Source organism: Pseudomonas sp. 05N432 (genome assembly GCF_056396945.1).
In genome coordinates, this window is record NZ_JBFTMM010000009.1 from 177376 (window position 1) to 195043 (window position 17668).

16 protein-coding genes are annotated in these 17668 nt (G+C 59.5%); 6 read left to right on the forward strand and 10 right to left on the reverse strand.

The annotated features are described in order from the left end of the window. Window positions 1-111: 111 nt before the first annotated feature. The 8 genes from AC1DHT_RS12135 to AC1DHT_RS12170 form a co-directional block, all read right to left on the reverse strand. Window positions 112-1680, reverse strand: coding sequence for a flagellar hook-associated protein 3 (locus AC1DHT_RS12135; protein ID WP_477761365.1), 1569 nt, complete (start codon window positions 1678-1680; stop codon window positions 112-114). A gap of 13 nt (window positions 1681-1693) precedes the next feature. Next, entirely contained in the window at window positions 1694-3757 is a 2064-nt protein-coding gene (flgK, locus tag AC1DHT_RS12140; RefSeq protein WP_427539131.1) for a flagellar hook-associated protein FlgK, read from the reverse strand. Between the two features lie 23 nt (window positions 3758-3780). Continuing rightward, window positions 3781-5064, reverse strand: coding sequence for a flagellar assembly peptidoglycan hydrolase FlgJ (flgJ, locus tag AC1DHT_RS12145; protein ID WP_442114728.1), 1284 nt, complete (start codon window positions 5062-5064; stop codon window positions 3781-3783). 10 nt (window positions 5065-5074) lie between these two features. Next, a complete protein-coding gene (locus tag AC1DHT_RS12150) occupies window positions 5075-6184 on the reverse strand; it encodes a flagellar basal body P-ring protein FlgI (protein WP_054596272.1) in 1110 nt (369 codons plus the stop codon). A 15-nt stretch (window positions 6185-6199) separates the two neighbouring features. Next, on the reverse strand, window positions 6200-6880 hold the full coding sequence (gene flgH / locus AC1DHT_RS12155; protein ID WP_427529886.1) for a flagellar basal body L-ring protein FlgH: 681 nt from the start codon (window positions 6878-6880) through the stop codon (window positions 6200-6202). 51 nt (window positions 6881-6931) lie between these two features. Beyond that, window positions 6932-7717, reverse strand: coding sequence for a flagellar basal-body rod protein FlgG (flgG, locus tag AC1DHT_RS12160; RefSeq protein WP_054596270.1), 786 nt, complete (start codon window positions 7715-7717; stop codon window positions 6932-6934). A 45-nt stretch (window positions 7718-7762) separates the two neighbouring features. After that, window positions 7763-8503, reverse strand: coding sequence for a flagellar basal body rod protein FlgF (locus AC1DHT_RS12165; protein ID WP_427539137.1), 741 nt, complete (start codon window positions 8501-8503; stop codon window positions 7763-7765). 311 nt (window positions 8504-8814) lie between these two features. Next, the gene (locus tag AC1DHT_RS12170) at window positions 8815-10374 is read right to left on the reverse strand and encodes a sigma-54-dependent transcriptional regulator (RefSeq protein ID WP_427539140.1); all 1560 of its coding nucleotides are present in this window, start codon (window positions 10372-10374) and stop codon (window positions 8815-8817) included. Between the two features lie 282 nt (window positions 10375-10656). On the opposite strand from AC1DHT_RS12170, the gene phhA reads away from it, so the two are divergent. The 6 genes from phhA (at window position 10657) to AC1DHT_RS12200 (ending at window position 15103) form a co-directional block, all read left to right on the forward strand. Continuing rightward, window positions 10657-11448: a phenylalanine 4-monooxygenase gene (gene phhA, locus AC1DHT_RS12175; RefSeq protein WP_054596268.1), complete on the forward strand. Its 792-nt coding sequence runs from the start codon at window positions 10657-10659 to the stop codon at window positions 11446-11448. Window positions 11449-11517: 69 nt separating this feature from the next. Next, on the forward strand, window positions 11518-11874 hold the full coding sequence (locus AC1DHT_RS12180) for a 4a-hydroxytetrahydrobiopterin dehydratase (protein ID WP_427539143.1): 357 nt from the start codon (window positions 11518-11520) through the stop codon (window positions 11872-11874). Next, window positions 11874-13070 (forward strand): amino acid aminotransferase, encoded by a 1197-nt coding sequence (locus tag AC1DHT_RS12185; RefSeq protein WP_427539146.1) that lies wholly within the window; start codon window positions 11874-11876, stop codon window positions 13068-13070. The genes AC1DHT_RS12180 and AC1DHT_RS12185 overlap by 1 nt, the downstream gene beginning before the upstream one ends. A gap of 313 nt (window positions 13071-13383) precedes the next feature. Then, complete coding sequence (locus tag AC1DHT_RS12190) at window positions 13384-13515, forward strand: hypothetical protein (protein ID WP_256583854.1); 132 nt, start codon at window positions 13384-13386, stop codon at window positions 13513-13515. A 75-nt stretch (window positions 13516-13590) separates the two neighbouring features. Then, the gene (locus tag AC1DHT_RS12195; protein ID WP_019692413.1) at window positions 13591-13773 is read left to right on the forward strand and encodes a hypothetical protein; all 183 of its coding nucleotides are present in this window, start codon (window positions 13591-13593) and stop codon (window positions 13771-13773) included. A 115-nt stretch (window positions 13774-13888) separates the two neighbouring features. Then, window positions 13889-15103 (forward strand): MFS transporter, encoded by a 1215-nt coding sequence (locus tag AC1DHT_RS12200; protein ID WP_427539149.1) that lies wholly within the window; start codon window positions 13889-13891, stop codon window positions 15101-15103. Here the strand turns inward: AC1DHT_RS12200 and arfB are convergent. Both arfB and AC1DHT_RS12210 read right to left on the reverse strand, forming a co-directional pair. Continuing rightward, window positions 15100-15513: an alternative ribosome rescue aminoacyl-tRNA hydrolase ArfB gene (gene arfB, locus AC1DHT_RS12205; RefSeq protein WP_019692415.1), complete on the reverse strand. Its 414-nt coding sequence runs from the start codon at window positions 15511-15513 to the stop codon at window positions 15100-15102. The genes AC1DHT_RS12200 and arfB overlap by 4 nt on opposite strands. Window positions 15514-15738: 225 nt before the next feature. Beyond that, window positions 15739-17160: an amino acid permease gene (locus tag AC1DHT_RS12210; RefSeq protein WP_427539152.1), complete on the reverse strand. Its 1422-nt coding sequence runs from the start codon at window positions 17158-17160 to the stop codon at window positions 15739-15741. Window positions 17161-17668 lie beyond the last annotated feature (508 nt).

The window sequence follows — 17668 nt, forward strand, 5'->3', positions numbered from 1 at the left end:
GGGGCTCTCAAGCGGAGGATGCTCACCCGGTCGGGTGAGCCCCTGAAACCGCTGAAAAAAGGCGATTGGTATTCGGCGGTTTACGGCCGGGCGCTTTCGCGCCAGGCCCCTTTAGATCTTGTTGAACAGACCCAGCTGACTGATTTTGCTGAACGMCAGTTGCGCGGCCTGCAACATGGTTTGCTGCAACGTCAGACGGGTCATGACTTCGGCCGGATCAGAGTCGCGGATAGCCGACTGGCTGGTGGTGTTGGCCAGGACGAGACTCTGGTTGGTGGTCGTCTGATCATCCAGGGCCTGACCACGCACGCCCACAGCTGTGATTGCCGACCCCAACTGCGCCGAAGCAGCGTCCAGGTTGGCCATGCCCGACGCGACGGCTGCCTGCATTTTTTGCAAGGCAACCGGATTGTTATCCGCCGGAGTACTCAACGCCGCTTGCAACTGCCCCAGGGTGTCCAGAACGTTCTGGGTCTGGTGGTTGTTAGCCTGGACAACAAACTGATCGCCGGCTGCCGGAGTACCGCCGAACGTAAACGTAACCCCTGCTGCTGTCGCCGTAGAACCGGCCATGGTGCCCGACGATACCGGCTTGCTGGTCGCCGTGATCGGCGATGCATAAAGATCGTAAGCCGTGGCACTGGTGAACTTGAGAATCGCACCACCAGTCGGGAAGGTGCTGTTATAGGCAGTCGGGTTGCTCTGGGTAGCCCCCGAGATAACCGCCGTCGATGGGTTGCCTGGGCTGCGCGACGTATTGATGGTGTCCGGCTTGACCGACAACTGGAAGCTATGGCCGGCAATCACCGCATCCGGAACGGTATCGCCAGGCTTCAGATTGATGTTCAGGTTCAGGTCCACACCGCGGAAACTGACCGCCTGGTTAGACGCGTCTTTATTGCTGATCACACCGTTCTGGCTGGCCTCGGCAGTGACATCGTTACCCAGCGCATCAGTGATCTGCAGTTGGGTACTGCTGACAAAATTCACGGTGTAAGGTTGACCGGCGGTGAACTTGGAATCGAACGTTGCGCTGTTGCTGATCTGTCCGTTGGACAGCGTCACCCGACCGTCATCCACCGCAGGTGCGGTCATGGTGGCCAGAGAGCGACTGGTGTTGGTCGCCTTCTGGAAGGCATCCCAACCAGTGATGTTGCTGGCAACCGACATGGAGTCGCCGATGGCCAGGCTCACGTCGGACTGGTCACCGTTGTAGCTGTAGGTGCCATCGGAATTTGCCGTGTACGGAGGCGTACTGGTTTTGGAGCCGGCGAACAGGTAGTTACCGTCGGCATCCTGACTGTTCATGAGGCCCAGCACCTGATTCTGAATCTGCCCCAACTCCTGGGCCGCAGCCTTACGGTCCGCATCGGTCTGCGTGCCGTTGTTGGCGCCCACCGCCAACTCCTTGGCCCGCTGCAAGGCAGTGCCAATGGCGCTCAACGCTGTTTCGGCCTGGCTGTATGAACTCTTGAGGTTGCTGATGTTGCCGGCGTACTGATCCAGCATCGCGCTCTGTTGGCCGAGCTGAAGCAAGCGCGCAGCACCAATCGGATCATCGGCGGCGGTGTTGACCTTGGTCAGGCTGCTCGCTTCGGCACTGGTCTTGATTGCATTGTTGTAATTACGCTGATAGTTGGCAGCGGTCGTTTCGTAATACTGGGCGGTAGAAATGCGCATGAATTACGACTCCTTAAAGACTGTTGATCAGCGTGCTGAAAGTTTCCTGCGCAGCCTTGATGATCTGCGATGAGGCTGTGTAGTACTGCTGGTATTTCACCAGGTTGCCGGACTCTTCATCGAGGTTGACACCCGACAGGGCATCGCGGGCATTCTTGGCACCGGTCAGAATCACCGTGGCGGCATCGCCGTCAGACTTGGCCTGAGCCGCCTGGGCGCCAACGTTGGACACCAGTTTGCCGTAGGCGTCCGAGAGGCTGAGCCCCTTGCTCACCGAGCCGGTATCCACCGTTTGCTTGGTCTGCAAACCGACCAGAGCGGTGCTGTTGCGGTTGTCCGAAGAGTTGGCACCGGTCAACGAAATACTGAAGCTCTCACCGGCAGCAGGCGAACCATTGACCGTTGTTTGAACCGAGAAGGTCTTCTGTACCGCAGGCACGACCGAGTTGTCCATGATCGCAGCACCCGTGCTATCGACCATGTTCACTTGCAGGTTCAGGGTATTGCTTTGACCGGGAACGATGGTGCCCGCGCCCATGCTCACGCCCTTGGCATCGTAAAGCTTATAACCCTGAGTCCCGGCACCGGCAGGATCGAACACCACTTTGACCGGCGTCGAATACTGGAGCCCGGTTTGCAGGTCGGCATTGGCCGCTGGATTGTAGATATCCAGGGTGCTGGTCAACGTCGGCTGGGTATAGGTGCCTTTGTTGTTCGCACTGGCGACACCGCTCAGAGGCGCAGCCGCGGCGAGCTTCTTCGGATCGGTGATCACCGTCTGGATATCACTGGCGCCGCTACGGGTCGGCGTTACCTTGAAGGTATCGCCGGCGCTCATGGCACCGCCACCATTGAGCGTCATGCTGAAGCCGTCGATCACCGGAGGTGGTGTGGTGGTGGTGCTGAAGGCGCCCATGTTGGTGCCATCGGAGCGCGTGACGCTGTAGTTCGTGGCGCTGGTGAAGGTCACCTGATAATCGCTGGTCGTCAGCTTGCCCGTGTCGTTGATAGTGACATTGAGGTTGCCGGAACCGGCGCTGTTACCCGCCTGGGCAATGCTGCGCTGCGAGATCAGCGTGGCACTGTTGATGTTGTTGAAGATTGCCGAACCGAAATCGCCGTTCTGATCGATGCCCTGCGCCTGCTGCTGGTTCATCTGATCGGCGGTGACCAGCGCGATGCGTCCCAACTGATTGATTGCCGGGTTGAGTACGTCGCTGCGATAACTCAGCAAGCCACCGATCTGCCCGGTCGTTAGTACCGACGTAATATCAATGACGCTCGAACCGCGATTCAACTGGAGCGTCGACTGAGTCGGATCCGTCTTGCCCGGTACGGTTTCCAGGGTGTTAGTGGTGCTGCCCATCACCAACGGCTGACCGCTGCCGATGTAGACATCGTAGTTGGTGCCGCGCTCGACAACCTGTGCACCGACCAGTTCGGAAAGCTGACGGACCGCCTCGTTACGCTTGTCGAGCAGGTCACTCGGCCCACTGCTGTTGCTGGTGTTGCTACCCGACGTTTGAGAAATTTGCTGGTTGTACTGGGCGATCGTGGTCGCCAGCTTATTGACCTGGGAGGCCATGTCCGCGAGGTTGGAGTTGATGCCGGTGTTCTGGTCGGTCAACTGCTTGGAAATCGAGTTGAAGCGATCACTCAGGGTCTTGGCATTGGTCATCGCCGATTGGCGGGACGCATCATCGGTAGGCTTGGTCGCGACAGCTTGCAGGGAAGTGAAGAACTTCTGCAGTGAACCACTGAGACCGGTATTGCTGTCGGACAGCATCGTGTCGACCGGAGTGACCTGCCCCAGATAGGACGAAGCCTGACCATTAAGCGAAGTGGTGGTCTGCAACTGGGTGTCGAGGTAGGCGCTATACACCCGACGCACGTCCGCCAGGGTCGTGCCCGTGCCGATGAATACGTTATTGCCGTACTGAATAGAGGACTTGCTGCTCTGTACGGTTTGCTGACGCGAGTAGCCGGCCGTATCAACGTTGGCAATGTTATTGCCGGTCACCGCCAAAGACGATGAGGCCGCATTCAACCCCGACATCCCGATATTGAGCAAACTCATGATTCAGACCTTATACCTTATGCCTATAAAGGCGTCGTGGAAGAGCCCGCCGCAGCGTAGTTCTGGTAACTCTTCATCTGCTTGGCAATCTGCGAAATCTTGCTGGCGTAGCCCGGGTCGGTTGCATACCCGGCCTTTTGCAACTCGCGTACAAACTGTTCTGGGTTATCGGCCGACTTCACAACATCTTGATAGCGATTATTGGTTTGCAGCAATGTCACAAGGTCATGGAAGCTGTCCTTGTAAGAGGCGTAGGAACGGAACTCGGCCGTCTCCTTGACCATCTCGCCATTCCTGAATTCGCTGGTGATCGCCCGCGCCGAATCGCCCTTCCAACTGCTGCCAGCCTTGATGCCGAACAGGTTGTGACTGCTGCTGCCATCCTGGGCGCGCATGACCGATTTACCCCAACCGGTTTCCAGGGCCGCCTGGGCCACCAGATAACGCGGATCGACGCCAATGCGGTCGGCGGCTTCCTTGGCCATCGGCATCATCGTATTGACGAATTCGTCGGCAGAGCTGAAGGCTTTCTTCGCCGGTGCCAACGGAATTTGAGCCATGGCACGACCATAAATCTGCATCCGCCCGTTCGATCCCGAGTCCGTTTGCGAGGCCAGCCAATCGCCATTGAACAGGGGACCGGAACCGGTCTTCGTGCCTTGAGGCGCCTGAATGTTGTTGAGCGCCGTTGCGGCCGTCGATGCCGACGGCACCAGGCCGGCGAGCAAGCGGTCCGCGAGTTTCGGCGGCAGCGCCAGACGACGCTGATTGAGCATCGCCACATCATTGCGGTGTCCATCGAGCGACTGCTGCGGTGGGCTGATCGCACGCGACGCCCACAACGGCCGCTGACCATTGAGCCGCGACAACGGCCCTTCGGTGCCCACCGTACCGGCAGCCACCGGCGTTGATACCGCCGCTTTCGCCGCTTCCTGCTTGGCCGCAGACATCGCCGCCGCCTCACCCGGCGCCAGCGGTTTGTTCTTCGACATCTGGCGCATCAACACGTCGGCCAGACCGATACCATGCCCCTGGCGAGACATGGAAACCGCCAGCTGCTGGTCGTACATTTCCTGGTACTGCTTGGCTGCAGGCGTGTTGAGCGGATTGTCCTTGCCCAGGGTCTCGGTGGCCGAGCGCATGGACTTGAGCATCTCGCTGAGGAACAGCGACTCGAACTCCTGCGCCACCTTGCGCATGTTCGCATCGCTGTTCTTGTCACCGACCTTGAGCTGGTTAAGCCGGTTCAGGTCCGAGTACGAACCCGAATCGCCGCTGCTGACCAACCCGCTCTTGTGAAGATCCATGTTCGCCATATCAGATCACGATCAGGTCGGCTTGCAGTGCGCCAGCCTGCTTCAATGCTTCAAGGATCGCCATCAAGTCACCCGGCGCCGCGCCGACCTGATTCACCGCACGGACAATCTCGTCCAGCGTGGTGCCAGGGCCAAACTTGAACATCGGCTTGGCTTCTTGCTGGGCATTGACCCGGGACCGCGGCACGACTGCGGTCTGACCGTTGGACAAAGGCCCTGGCTGGCTGACGATCGGGTCTTCGGTGATGGTCACGGTCAGGCTGCCGTGAGTCACGGCGGCCGGTGAAACCTTGACGTTCTGGCCGATCACGATAGTGCCGGTCCGCGAATTGATGATGACCTTGGCCACCGCCTGGCCCGGATCGACTTCGAGGTTTTCCAGGATCGACAAGTAGTCGACGCGCTGGCTCGGGTCGAGCGGCGCGGTAACGCGGATTGAACCGCCATCAATCGCCTGCGCAACACCAGGGCCGAGCATGTTGTTGATCTTGTCGACCACGCGCTTGGCAGTGGTGAAGTCGGAGCGGTTGAGGTTCAGGGTCAGGCTGTTGCCCTGATTGAAACCGCTCGGCACCGAACGCTCGACCGAAGCACCACCCGGAATGCGACCCGCCGACGGAACGTTGACGGTGATCTTCGAACCGTCGCGACCTTCAGCATCAAAACCACCGACCACCAGGTTGCCCTGGGCGATCGCATAGACGTTACCGTCGATACCCTTGAGCGGCGTCAGCAGCAAGGTGCCGCCGCGCAGGCTCTTGGAGTTGCCGATCGAGGATACGGTGATGTCGACCTGCTGACCCGGCTTGGCAAACGCCGGCAAATCGGCGCTGACCGACACCGCAGCAACGTTCTTCAACTGCACGTTGCCGGAGCCAGCCGGCACCTTGATGCCGAACTGCGAGAGCATGTTGTTGAAGGTCTGCAGGGTGAACGGGGTTTGCGTGGTCTGGTCACCCGTGCCGTTAAGCCCGACGACCAGGCCGTAGCCGATCAATTGGTTGGAACGCACGCCCGAAATACTGGCGATGTCCTTCAACCGCTCGGCCTGAACGCCGAGGGAGGTGGACAGCAATAACACGGCCGCCATCAGGTGCTTGAAATTAAACATGAGTCGTTTCATCACCTAGAAAGGGAACAGCGGGCTTAAGAAGAAACGGTCGAACCAGCCTGGCTGACTCGCGTCGGCAAACGAACCGGTGCCCGAATAGGTGATCCGTGCATCAGCGATACGCGTCGACGGTACCGTGTTATCGGTAGCGATATCGTCTGCCCGGACCAGACCGGCAATGCGCACCAGTTCATCACCGGTGTTGAGGGTCATCCACTTCTCGCCACGCACGGCAATGATGCCGTTGGGCAGCACGTCGGCAACGGTGACGGTGATCGAACCGGTCAGGCTGTTGCCCTGCCCTGCCTTGCTGTCGCCCTTGGTGGCGCGGTCACCGTTGTAATTGGCACCCAGACTCAGGGGACTGTTGGCGGCCGGAGTGCCACCGAACAACGAGGTCAGACCGATTCCGGCCTTGCTGGTCTTGTCCACCTGGGAGTTGGCGTTTTTACTGGCCTGGGTCTTTTCGTTCAGGGTGATGGTGATGATGTCACCGACCCGGAACGCCTTGCGGTCGCTGTACAGGTTCTGCTCGAAACCGGCCTGATAGATCGAGCCGTTGTTTGCCGCTGCAGGCAGCGGTGTACGAGGCAACACGGGCGCGTAGTACGGGTCATTGGGCTTCGGCGTCGGACCGACGCAGCCCGCGAGCACGGCGATCCCACTCAATGCGAGAACAGATACAAAGCGATTCATGACCCTACCTCACGGTGTTGCAGGCGGCTTCATGCCGCCTCATAGACTTGATTACAGATTCTGCGTTACGAACGAGAGCATCTGGTCGGCGGTAGAAATCACCTTGGAGTTCATCTCGTAGGCGCGTTGAGTGGTGATCATGTTGACCATCTCTTCAACGGTGCTGACGTTGGAGGTTTCCAGGGTGTTCTGCAGCGTGGTGCCAAAACCGTTCAGGCCCGGCGTACCGATTTGCGGCGCACCACTGGCGGCGGTTTCCTGGAACAGGTTGTTGCCCATCGCCTGCAGACCGGCCGGGTTGATGAAGTCGGCGGTTTGCAGGTTGCCGATCACTTGCGCGGCAGCAGCGCCTGGAACGGTGATCGACACGGTGCCGTCACGACCGACCGTGAAGGTCTGTGCGTTGTTCGGAATGACGATGGCCGGCTCCAGGGCGAAGCCGCTGGCGTTGACGATCTGGCCATTGGAGTCCAGGTGGAACGTACCGTCACGGGTGTAGGCGGTCGTGCCATCCGGCTGCAGGATCTGGAAGAAACCGCGACCGTCGACCGCCATGTCCAGCGGCTGGTCGGTGGTTTGCAGGCTACCGGCGGTGAAGTTTTTCTGAGTGCCGACAATGCGCACACCGGTACCCAATTGCAGACCCGACGGCAGTGCGCTGTCCTGAGTCGACTGGGCGCCTGGCTGACGCTTGATCTGGTACAACAAGTCCTGGAACTCGGCACGGTCACGCTTGAAACCCGTGGTCGATACGTTTGCCAGGTTGTTGGAAATAGTCGTCAGGTTGGTGTCCTGGGCGGACAGACCTGTTTTGGCAACCCATAGAGCCGGAAGCATTCAATTCTCCTCGTGCGCCTGTTTTACGGCGCGACGTTCTGATAATTAGCTGATCTGCAAGACCCGAGCCATGGCCTGGTCGTCGTCTTTGGCGGTGTTCATCATCTTGATGTGCAGCTCGAATTGCTTGGACAAGGCCAACACCGAGGTCATCTCTTCAACGGCGTTGACGTTGCTCGATTCAAGGAAGCCCGACACCAGTTGCACATTGGCATCGACCGGCGCCGGCTTGCCGTCGGCGGTATGGATCGAACCGTCCAGACCTTTGGTCATGTTCTTGATGTCCGGGTTGACCAGCTTGATGCGGTCGATTTCTGCGATGACGCGCGGACCTTCACCCATTGACCGAATGCTGATGGTGCCGTCCTGGCCGACTTCGATTTTCTGCTCGGGCGGCACGGCAATCGGGCCACCGTTGCCCATGACTGGCATGCCGTTGCCGGCGCGCAACACGCCCAGGGCGTCGACATTCAGGCTGCCGGTGCGCACATAGCTTTCACCACCGTTCGGATTCTGTACGGCAATCCAGCCGCTGCCCTGAACCGCTACATCGAGGTCGCGACCGGTTTCAATCATCGCGCCAGGCGAGAAGTCGGTGGCCGGACGTTCGGACAGGGCAAACGCTCGCGCCGGAAAGCTGTCGCCAAACACCGGCATCGACCGCGCCTGCTCCAGGTCTTTCTGAAAACCGTTGGTGGAGATGTTCGCCAGGTTGTTGGCATGAGCCTTTTGCGCCAGTGCGTTCTGGCTGGCGCCGGTCATTGCCACATAAAGGTACTTGTCCACAGTCTTTCCTCTGCATGTCGGACGTTTGCCGCCCACCGCTGTACTGCAGAGCCTCAAGCAATTTGCAGACCAACTTTTTTCTGGCGGCTTGCGGCCCGGCAAACAAAGGACTTGAGGGTTAACGAGGGGAAATTTGAAATGTATCGAAGTCGAAAAACCGGCGGTGTTATGCCGGTAGGTGGCAAAGGCTGATACTAAGGTTGCCTGCACTGCCGCCTTCGCGAGCAAGCCCGCTCCCACATTTGGAATGTATTCCCCTGTAGGAGCGGGCTTGCTCGCGAAGAGACCACCAGAGCCAATACAGTTTTTGGCTATGATTCGGTCTTGCCGACTTCATACTCACGTAGTTTGTTGGCGATAGTGGTATGAGAAACCCCGAGGCGCTTGCCCAAAAGGCGACTGCTCGGGTACTCGGCATACAGCCGCTCCAGCACCGCCTTTTCGAAACGCCCGACAATCTCGTCCAGCCCGCCTTCCAGCGAGAAATCCCCCAGAGGCTGGCGCACGCCGTAATCCGGCAGGCGAATATGCTCTGCCTTGACCGTGCCGCCGTCACACAGCGAAACCGCCTGAAACAGCACGTTCTCCAACTGCCGGACGTTGCCCGGCCAGTGGTAATGGCTGAGCCGCTCCATCGCCGCCGGTGCCAGCTTCGGTAGTGGACAACCAATCTGCCGACTGGCCTGATCGAGGAAGTGCTCGACCAGCGGCGTCAGACCGTCGAGGCATTCACGCAGCGGCGGAATATGCAGTGAAAGCACATTCAAGCGATGGTAAAGATCCTGACGGAATTCACCGCGGGCACACAGTTCAGACAAATCGACCTGGGTGGCGCAGATCACCCGCACATCCAGGTAAACCTCTTCATCACTGCCGACCCGACGGAAGCAACCGTCCTGCAAGAACCGCAGCAATTTCACCTGCAAGCGCGGACTCATTTCCCCCACACCATCGAGAAACAACGTACCGCCCGCCGTCAACTCCAGCAGCCCGAGCTTGCCTTCGGCCCGCGCCCCTTCGAACGCCCCCGGGCCATAACCGAACAGCTCGGTCTCGGCCATCGACTCCGGCAGCCCGGCGCAATTAAGCGCCATCAATGGCGACTGCCCGCGTGGGCTGGCCAGGTGACAGGCGCGGGCTAACAGTTCTTTACCGGTGCCGGTCTCACCCTCAATCAGCAGCGGCGCATCCAGTGGCGCCATGCGCCGCGCTTCACGCACCACCGCGGCCATGACTTTAGAACTCTGGAAGATGCTGTCGAAACCGCGCAACTCCTGCTTGCGCACGTTATAGATGCGTTCGCCGACCCGGTCCGCCCGGTGCAGCGTCAGCACCGCACCGGCCATGGCCTCGCTGTCGTCATGCTCCGATTGCAACGGCGCGATATCGGCCAGGAACACGTCGCCCTTGACCTTGACGCGCAAACCATTGATCCGCGACTTGTTGGCGCGTACCAGCTCCGGCAGATCGAAGTCCTCGGCATACCGCGACAAAGGAATGCCCGGCACCTCGTCCACCCGCACCCCGAGCAATTGCGCGGCGGCGCGGTTGGCCGCGACGATCGAGCCGCCCATGTCGATCGACAGCACCGGAAACTCCAGTGCGCCGAGCAAGGCATTCAGCTCCATATGCCGACGCTCGCTGGGCATCAGCCCTACGCGTTTGACGCCGAACACACCGGCGATGGCCTCGAACTTCGGACGCAGTGCCTGGAACTGAAGATTGATCAGGTTCGGGCAATGCAGGTAGATCGCGTTGCCATGTTCGCCGCCGACCTCACCTCGAGCTACGTTGATCCCGTACTCCACCAACAGGTTGAGAATGTCGCGCAGGATACCGATGCGGTTCTGGCAGTGGACTTTGATACGCATATAAAGGCCTGAACGATGGTAAATGAGGCGCGTGGCGAGGATTTTTCTGCCAAGGCGCGAAGTTTGTCGTCAAGATTATGTGACAGCCCAAGGCCTTTTCAAACCTGAAAATCTCAATACCTACGCCACAGCCACTCATCCGTAACGAATACTTTACGAAAATCAGGGAATTCTCCTACGCGCAACGTTCAAACCCTGCTGCAAGGTCGCACATTTCGAGTTATCTCTAGGTCCATAGGCAACAAGACATAACAAGAACGTATCCCTTTGCAGGAGAGCAGCATGAAGCAGACGCAATACGTGGCCCGCGAGCCCGATGCGCAAGGTTTTATTCACTACACCGCTGAAGAACATGCAGTGTGGAATACGCTGATCACTCGCCAGCTGAAAGTGCTCGAGGGTCGTGCGTGCCAGGAATACATGGACGGCATCGAAAAACTCGGCCTGCCCCATGACCGCATTCCGCAACTCGACGAAATCAACAAAGTCCTCGGCGAGACCACCGGCTGGCAAGTCGCCCGGGTGCCCGCGCTGATTCCGTTCCAGACCTTCTTTGAATTGCTGGCCAGCAAGCAGTTTCCGGTCGCGACCTTTATTCGTACTCGCGAAGAACTGGATTACCTGCAAGAGCCGGACATTTTCCACGAGATCTTTGGGCACTGCCCGCTGCTGACCAACCCCTGGTTCGCCGAATTCACCCACACCTATGGCAAACTCGGCCTACAGGCTTCCAAGGAAGAACGCGTTTATCTGGCGCGCCTGTACTGGATGACCATCGAGTTTGGCTTGGTCGACACCCCACAAGGCAAACGCATCTACGGCGGCGGCATCCTCTCCTCGCCGAAAGAAACCGTGTACAGCCTGTCCGGCGAACCGGAGCATCAAGCCTTTGATCCGCTGGAAGCGATGCGCACGCCGTATCGCATCGACATCCTGCAACCGCTGTACTTTGTCCTGCCGAACCTCAAGCGCCTGTTCGATCTGGCCCACGAGGACATCATGGGCATGGTCCATCAAGGCATGCAGCTGGGTCTGCACGCACCCAAGTTTCCGCCTAAACCCAAGGCGGCCTGAGAGCGCCGCAGTCGCGGCGCCCCTCAAAAAATAGTAACGTCTAACAAGAACCGAATTCAGGAATACACCATGAACGCTCTGAACCAAGCCCATTGCGAAGCCTGCCGTGCCGATGCCCCACAAGTCAGCGACGAAGAACTGCCGGTACTGATCAAGCAGATCCCTGACTGGAACATCGAAGTTCGCGATGGCGTGATGCAGCTGGAAAAAGTCTTCCTGTTCAAGAATTTCAAATTCGCCCTGGCCTTTACCAATGCCGTGGGTGAAATCTCCGAGGCCGAAGGCCACCACCCAGGCCTGCTCACCGAATGGGGCAAAGTCACCGTGACCTGGTGGAGCCACTCGATCAAAGGCCTGCACCGCAACGACTTCATCATGGCCGCGCGCACTGACGAAGTGGCCAAAAACGCCGAGGGCCGCAAATAATGCATTTCGACGCCATCGGCCGAGTACCCGGCGACCCGATTCTCGGCCTGATGGAGGCCTATGCGCAGGACAGCAACCCGTGCAAGTTCGACCTTGGCGTGGGCGTCTACAAGGATGCCCAGGGCCTGACCCCGATTCCGCAGTCGGTGAAACTTGCCGAACTGCGCCTGGTGGATCGTCAGACCACCAAGACTTACATCGGCGGTCACGGTGACCCGGCTTTCGGCAAAGTGATCAATGAGCTGGTGCTGGGCGCCGATTCCGCGCTGATCGCCGAGCAGCGAGCCGGCGCAACCCAAACCCCGGGCGGCACCGGCGCCTTGCGCTTGAGCGCCGACTTCATTGCGCACTGCCTGCCGGGGCGTGGCATCTGGCTGAGCAACCCGACGTGGCCGATTCACGAAACCATCTACGCCACCGCCGGCCTCAAGGTCAGCCACTATCCGTACGTGGGCAGCGACAATCGCCTCGATGTCGAAGCGATGCTGGCAACCCTGAACCTGATTCCCAAGGGCGATGTGGTGCTGCTGCACGCCTGCTGTCACAACCCGACCGGTTTCGACCTGTCCCACGATGACTGGCGTCGTGTGCTGGACGTAGTTCGCAGCCGCGAACTGCTGCCACTGATCGACTTCGCTTATCAGGGTTTTGGCGATGGTCTGGAGCAGGACGCCTGGGCGGTGCGATTGTTTGCTGCTGAGCTGCCCGAGCTGCTGATCACCAGTTCCTGCTCGAAAAACTTCGGCCTGTACCGCGACCGCACCGGCGCGTTGATCGTCTGCGCGAAGGATGCCGAAAAGCTGGTGGATATCCGCAGCCAATTGGCCAACATCGCCCGCAACCTGTGGTCGACACCACCGGATCACGGCGCCGCCGTGGTGGCAACCATCCTCGGCGACCCGGAGCTGAAACAGCTGTGGGCCGATGAAGTGGAAGCCATGCGTTTGCGCATCGCGCAGTTGCGCTCGGGCCTGGTGGAAGCGCTGGAGCCACACGGCTTGGGCGAACGCTTCGCGCATATCGGCGTGCAACGCGGGATGTTTTCCTACACCGGTTTGACGCCGGCTCAGGTGAAAAACCTGCGGGAGCATCACAGTGTGTACATGGTCAGCTCCGGTCGCGCCAACGTCGCCGGGATTGATGCCACACGCCTGGATTTGCTGGCGCAAGCCATCGCCGACGTCTGCGCAGACTAACGGACTGATACGCCCCCGTAGCAGCTGGCGTAGCCTGCGTTCGGCGGCGCAGCCGTCGTAAACCCTGCCAACGCGGATTGCCYGAAACACCGCAATGAATGGTTTTGCGACGGCTACGCCGCCGAACGCCGCCTCCGGCAGCTGCTACAGGTCGCGGCGTCTGCGACCTCGTGCAATACACTGCGGCCATCCGTCGCAACAAAGGGAGATAATAGTCTCCCTGTCATCTCCCCTGCTGTATCCTGCCCAGGCTTTTTTAAAAGCGCGGATCTACACAGCGATTTAAAAACAGACCTTGCGAGGAGCAACCAACATGCACGAGATTCCTAATCTCCCCTTCCCAAGCCTGCACGAAACTGCGCAGACAACCCCGCAACAAGCCGGTGCCCATAAGCCCGAGCCGAAAGAAGCCACTGGCAGCCGCAAGGCCGACAGCGAAGACTGAAAAAAGCACTACCCAGACCGTGTGGAAAGCGCTAATTCATGCGCTTTCCACACAGCCTGAACCAAGGATCCGCACATGAGCGACACCTTCACCGAAAGCCAGGCCAGCGTACTGATCGGCACTGCCGAAAAGATGATCGATGTCTGGAATCGCCTGACACCCGAGAAACAAGCCCTGCTCCTGACCCGCTTCGGCAGCCAGGAAAACGCCCTCGCCGCACTGGTGACCACGCAACTGGTCGCACCCGCCAAATCCTGATTCCAGCCAGACAACACAACGACCGACACCCGGCGCCAATTTCTCCCCCTCTGCGCATCCAACCACCGGTATCATAAGCAGCCTATCTATCCTGCTGTCCCGTGGACCCATTCCCATGCCAGAACCTCAGCGCCCCATGGCGGTCACGCTGCAAGTCGTTTCCATCGTCCTGTTTACCTTCATCGGCTATCTGAATATCGGCATCCCCTTGGCCGTTTTGCCGGGTTATGTGCACAGCGACCTGGGCTTTGGCGCGGTGATCGCGGGCCTGGTGATCAGTGTGCAATACCTCGCCACCCTGCTCAGCCGCCCGTACGCAGGAAGGATCATCGACAACCAGGGCAGCAAACGCGCGGTAATGATCGGCCTGGCCGGGTGCGGCTTGAGCGGCGTGTTCATGCTGCTGTCGGCCTGGACGCAAAACCTGCCGACCTTGAGCCTGATCAGCCTGCTGATCGGCCGACTGGTGCTGGGCAGCGCCGAAAGCCTGGTCGGTTCAGGATCGATTGGTTGGGGCATCGGTCGGGTCGGTGCGGCCAATACCGCCAAGGTCATCTCCTGGAACGGCATCGCCAGTTATGGCGCGTTGGCCGTCGGTGCACCGCTCGGCGTGCTGCTGGTTCATCATTTGGGTCTGTGGAGCATGGGCGTGAGCATTCTGTTGCTCGCCGCGCTGGGGTTGCTGTTGGCCTGGCCGAAAACCGCGGCGCCGATCGTTGCCGGCGAACGCCTGCCGTTCATGCATGTGCTGGGGCGGGTGCTGCCCCACGGCTGTGGGCTGGCGCTGGGCTCGATCGGCTTCGGGACCATCGCCACCTTCATCACCCTGTATTACGCCACCCGACATTGGGACAACGCCGTGCTCTGCCTGAGCCTGTTCGGTGCCTGTTTCATTGGCGCGCGCCTGCTGTTCGGTAACCTGATCAATCGCCTCGGCGGCTTTCGCGTGGCGATTGCCTGCCTGTCGGTCGAAACCCTTGGCCTGTTGCTGTTGTGGCTGGCCCCAGACGCACACTGGGCATTGGCAGGCGCGGCGTTGAGCGGCTTCGGCTTCTCGCTGGTGTTCCCGGCGCTGGGGGTGGAAGCGGTGAATCTAGTGCCCGCCTCCAGCCGTGGCGCGGCAGTTGGCGCTTACTCGCTGTTCATCGACTTGTCACTGGGGATCACCGGGCCGTTGGCGGGCGCCATCGCAGCCGGATTCGGCTTTGCCTCGATTTTCCTGTTCGCCGCCCTCGCCGCCTTGAGCGGTTTGATGCTCAGCGTCTATCTGTACCGACAGTCGCCACTGCACCTGAACGAAAAGTATCGTGAGGAACGCGAAGCAAGCTAGAAGTCGACTTTACCGCGCCCGGCCTTGATCGAGCCGCGTTTGGTTTTTGACTCCAGCCGACGCTTCTTCGAGCCCAGGGTCGGCTTGGTCGGGCGACGCTTCTTTTCAACCTTGGTGGCGCTGAGGATCAACTCGGTCAGACGCGCCAGCGCATCGGCGCGGTTGGCTTCCTGCGTGCGGTATTGCTGGGCCTTGATGATGATCACGCCGTCGCTGGTGATCCGACTGTCACGCAGCGCCAGCAAGCGTTCCTTGTAGAACTCCGGCAAGGATGACGCCGGAATATCGAAGCGCAGGTGCACCGCGCTGGAGACCTTGTTGACGTTCTGCCCACCCGCGCCTTGCGCGCGAATGGCGGTCAATTCGATCTCGGCATCCGGCAGATGCACGTTGTTGGAAATCACCAGCATGGAAAAGCGTGTCCGCGTTAGGGGTGCATCAGGATACCCGAATAGCCTGAAGGAGATGACAGACCATTGTGGGAGCGAGCCTGCTCGCGATGACGACGGCACATGCAGCATCAATGTGACTGACAAACCGCTATCGCGAGCAGGCTCGCTCCCACAGGGTTTTGTATGAACCCCATAAACAACAAACCCGGCACATGGCCGGGTTTGTCGTTTCTGTTTTCTGCGTTACTTCACAGCAGAAGCCGCAGCATTCAACGCGTGCTGAGCACTGCGCTTGTTCTTGATGTTGTAGCAGCCCCACATGAACAGGACCCACACCGGAATCGCGTACACCGAGACCTGGATGCCCGGGATCATCAGCATGATGCACAGGATGAAGGCCACGAACGCCAGGCAGATGTAGTTGCCGTACGGGTACCACAGCGCCTTGAACAGCGGCGTTTGTCTGGTGCGGTTCATGTGCTGGCGGAACTTGAAGTGCGAGAAGCTGATCATCGCCCAGTTGATCACCAGCGTTGCAACCACCAGCGACATCAGCAGTTCCAGCGCATGCTGCGGGATCAGGTAGTTCATCACCACGGCGACGAAGGTTACCGCGGCCGAGGCCAGGATCGAACGCACCGGTACGCCGCGCTTGTCGATCTTCGCCAGGCCTTTCGGGGCATCGCCCTGTTCAGCCATGCCCAGCAACATGCGGCTGTTGCAGTAAGTGCCGCTGTTGTACACCGACAGCGCAGCAGTCAGTACCACGAAGTTGAGGATGTGCGCCGCGGTGTTGCTGCCCAGCATCGAGAACACCTGAACGAACGGGCTGCCGCTATAGGCATCGCCGGAGGCATTCAGACTCACCAGCAAGCTGTCCCACGGAGTCAGCGACAGCAGAACCACCAGTGCGCCGATGTAGAAAATCAGGATCCGGTAGATCACCTGATTAATGGCTTTCGGGATCACGGTTTTCGGCTTGTCGGCTTCTGCTGCGGTGAAACCGAGCATTTCCAGACCGCCGAAGGAGAACATGATGATCGCCATGGCCATCACCAGACCACTGACGCCATTCGGGAAGAACCCGCCGTGTTCCCACAGGTTGGTCACCGAGGCTTGCGGGCCGCCATGGCCGCTGACCAGCAGGTAACTGCCCAGGGCAATCATGCCGACAATCGCCACGACCTTGATGATCGCGAACCAGAACTCCGCTTCACCAAAGACTTTGACGTTAGCCAGGTTGATCGCATTGATCATCACGAAGAACGCTGCAGCCGAGACCCAGGTCGGGACATCCGGCCACCAGTAGTGCACGTATTTGCCGACCGCCGTCAGCTCCGACATGCCCACCAGGATGTACAGGATCCAGCAGTTCCAGCCCGACAGGAAGCCGGCGAAACCGCCCCAGTACTTGTGCGCAAAGTGGCTGAACGAGCCGGCCACCGGTTCTTCAACGATCATTTCGCCCAGTTGGCGCATGATCATGAAAGCGATGAAGCCACAGATTGCGTAGCCGAGGATCATCGACGGGCCGGCCGATTTCAGTACACCGGCAGAGCCCAGGAACAATCCGGTACCGATCGCGCCACCGAGGGCGATCAGTTGAATATGGCGATTTTTCAGGCCGCGTTGAAGCGTACCTGAATGCGAGTTTTGTCCACTCATTAAAAGGGTCTCACGCAAGGTTTGATAATGTTCGTTAAGACGTTGCCGCTCGGATCAGGATCAAGCAGCGCGGATCAAACCCCAGCGCAGGCACCAGGAGTTCAGCGTTTTTTTACTGGTCATGCGTCACCTGTTTGTTTTTATCTGTGACGAAATCGAACCCGACACGCTTGTGGCGCGGCGGAGTTAACAAAGCGGATAGCCTTGAGTTTGCGCATTTACGCAGGGAGGTCACAGTTAAAACGCGGCGCATTGTACACCTGTAACCCCCTGCTGCCAGACACCGCTGAATCAGCGTGTCGTTTGCCGGGATTGCCTGTGTCCGCCTCGAGTGGTTCGGGCGGCTGCAAAAAAAGGCTCAGACCTTTGCGGGTCGTTGACGGGGGCGATGGAACAATCGCCCCTCGAAGAGAGATGAAAATGACTCACGGCGTTCATTGCGCCTCCTTCTTGTTATGCACCTGCACGACAGGCATGGGCGCATCTCACCGCTGAAACCGTCTTGAAA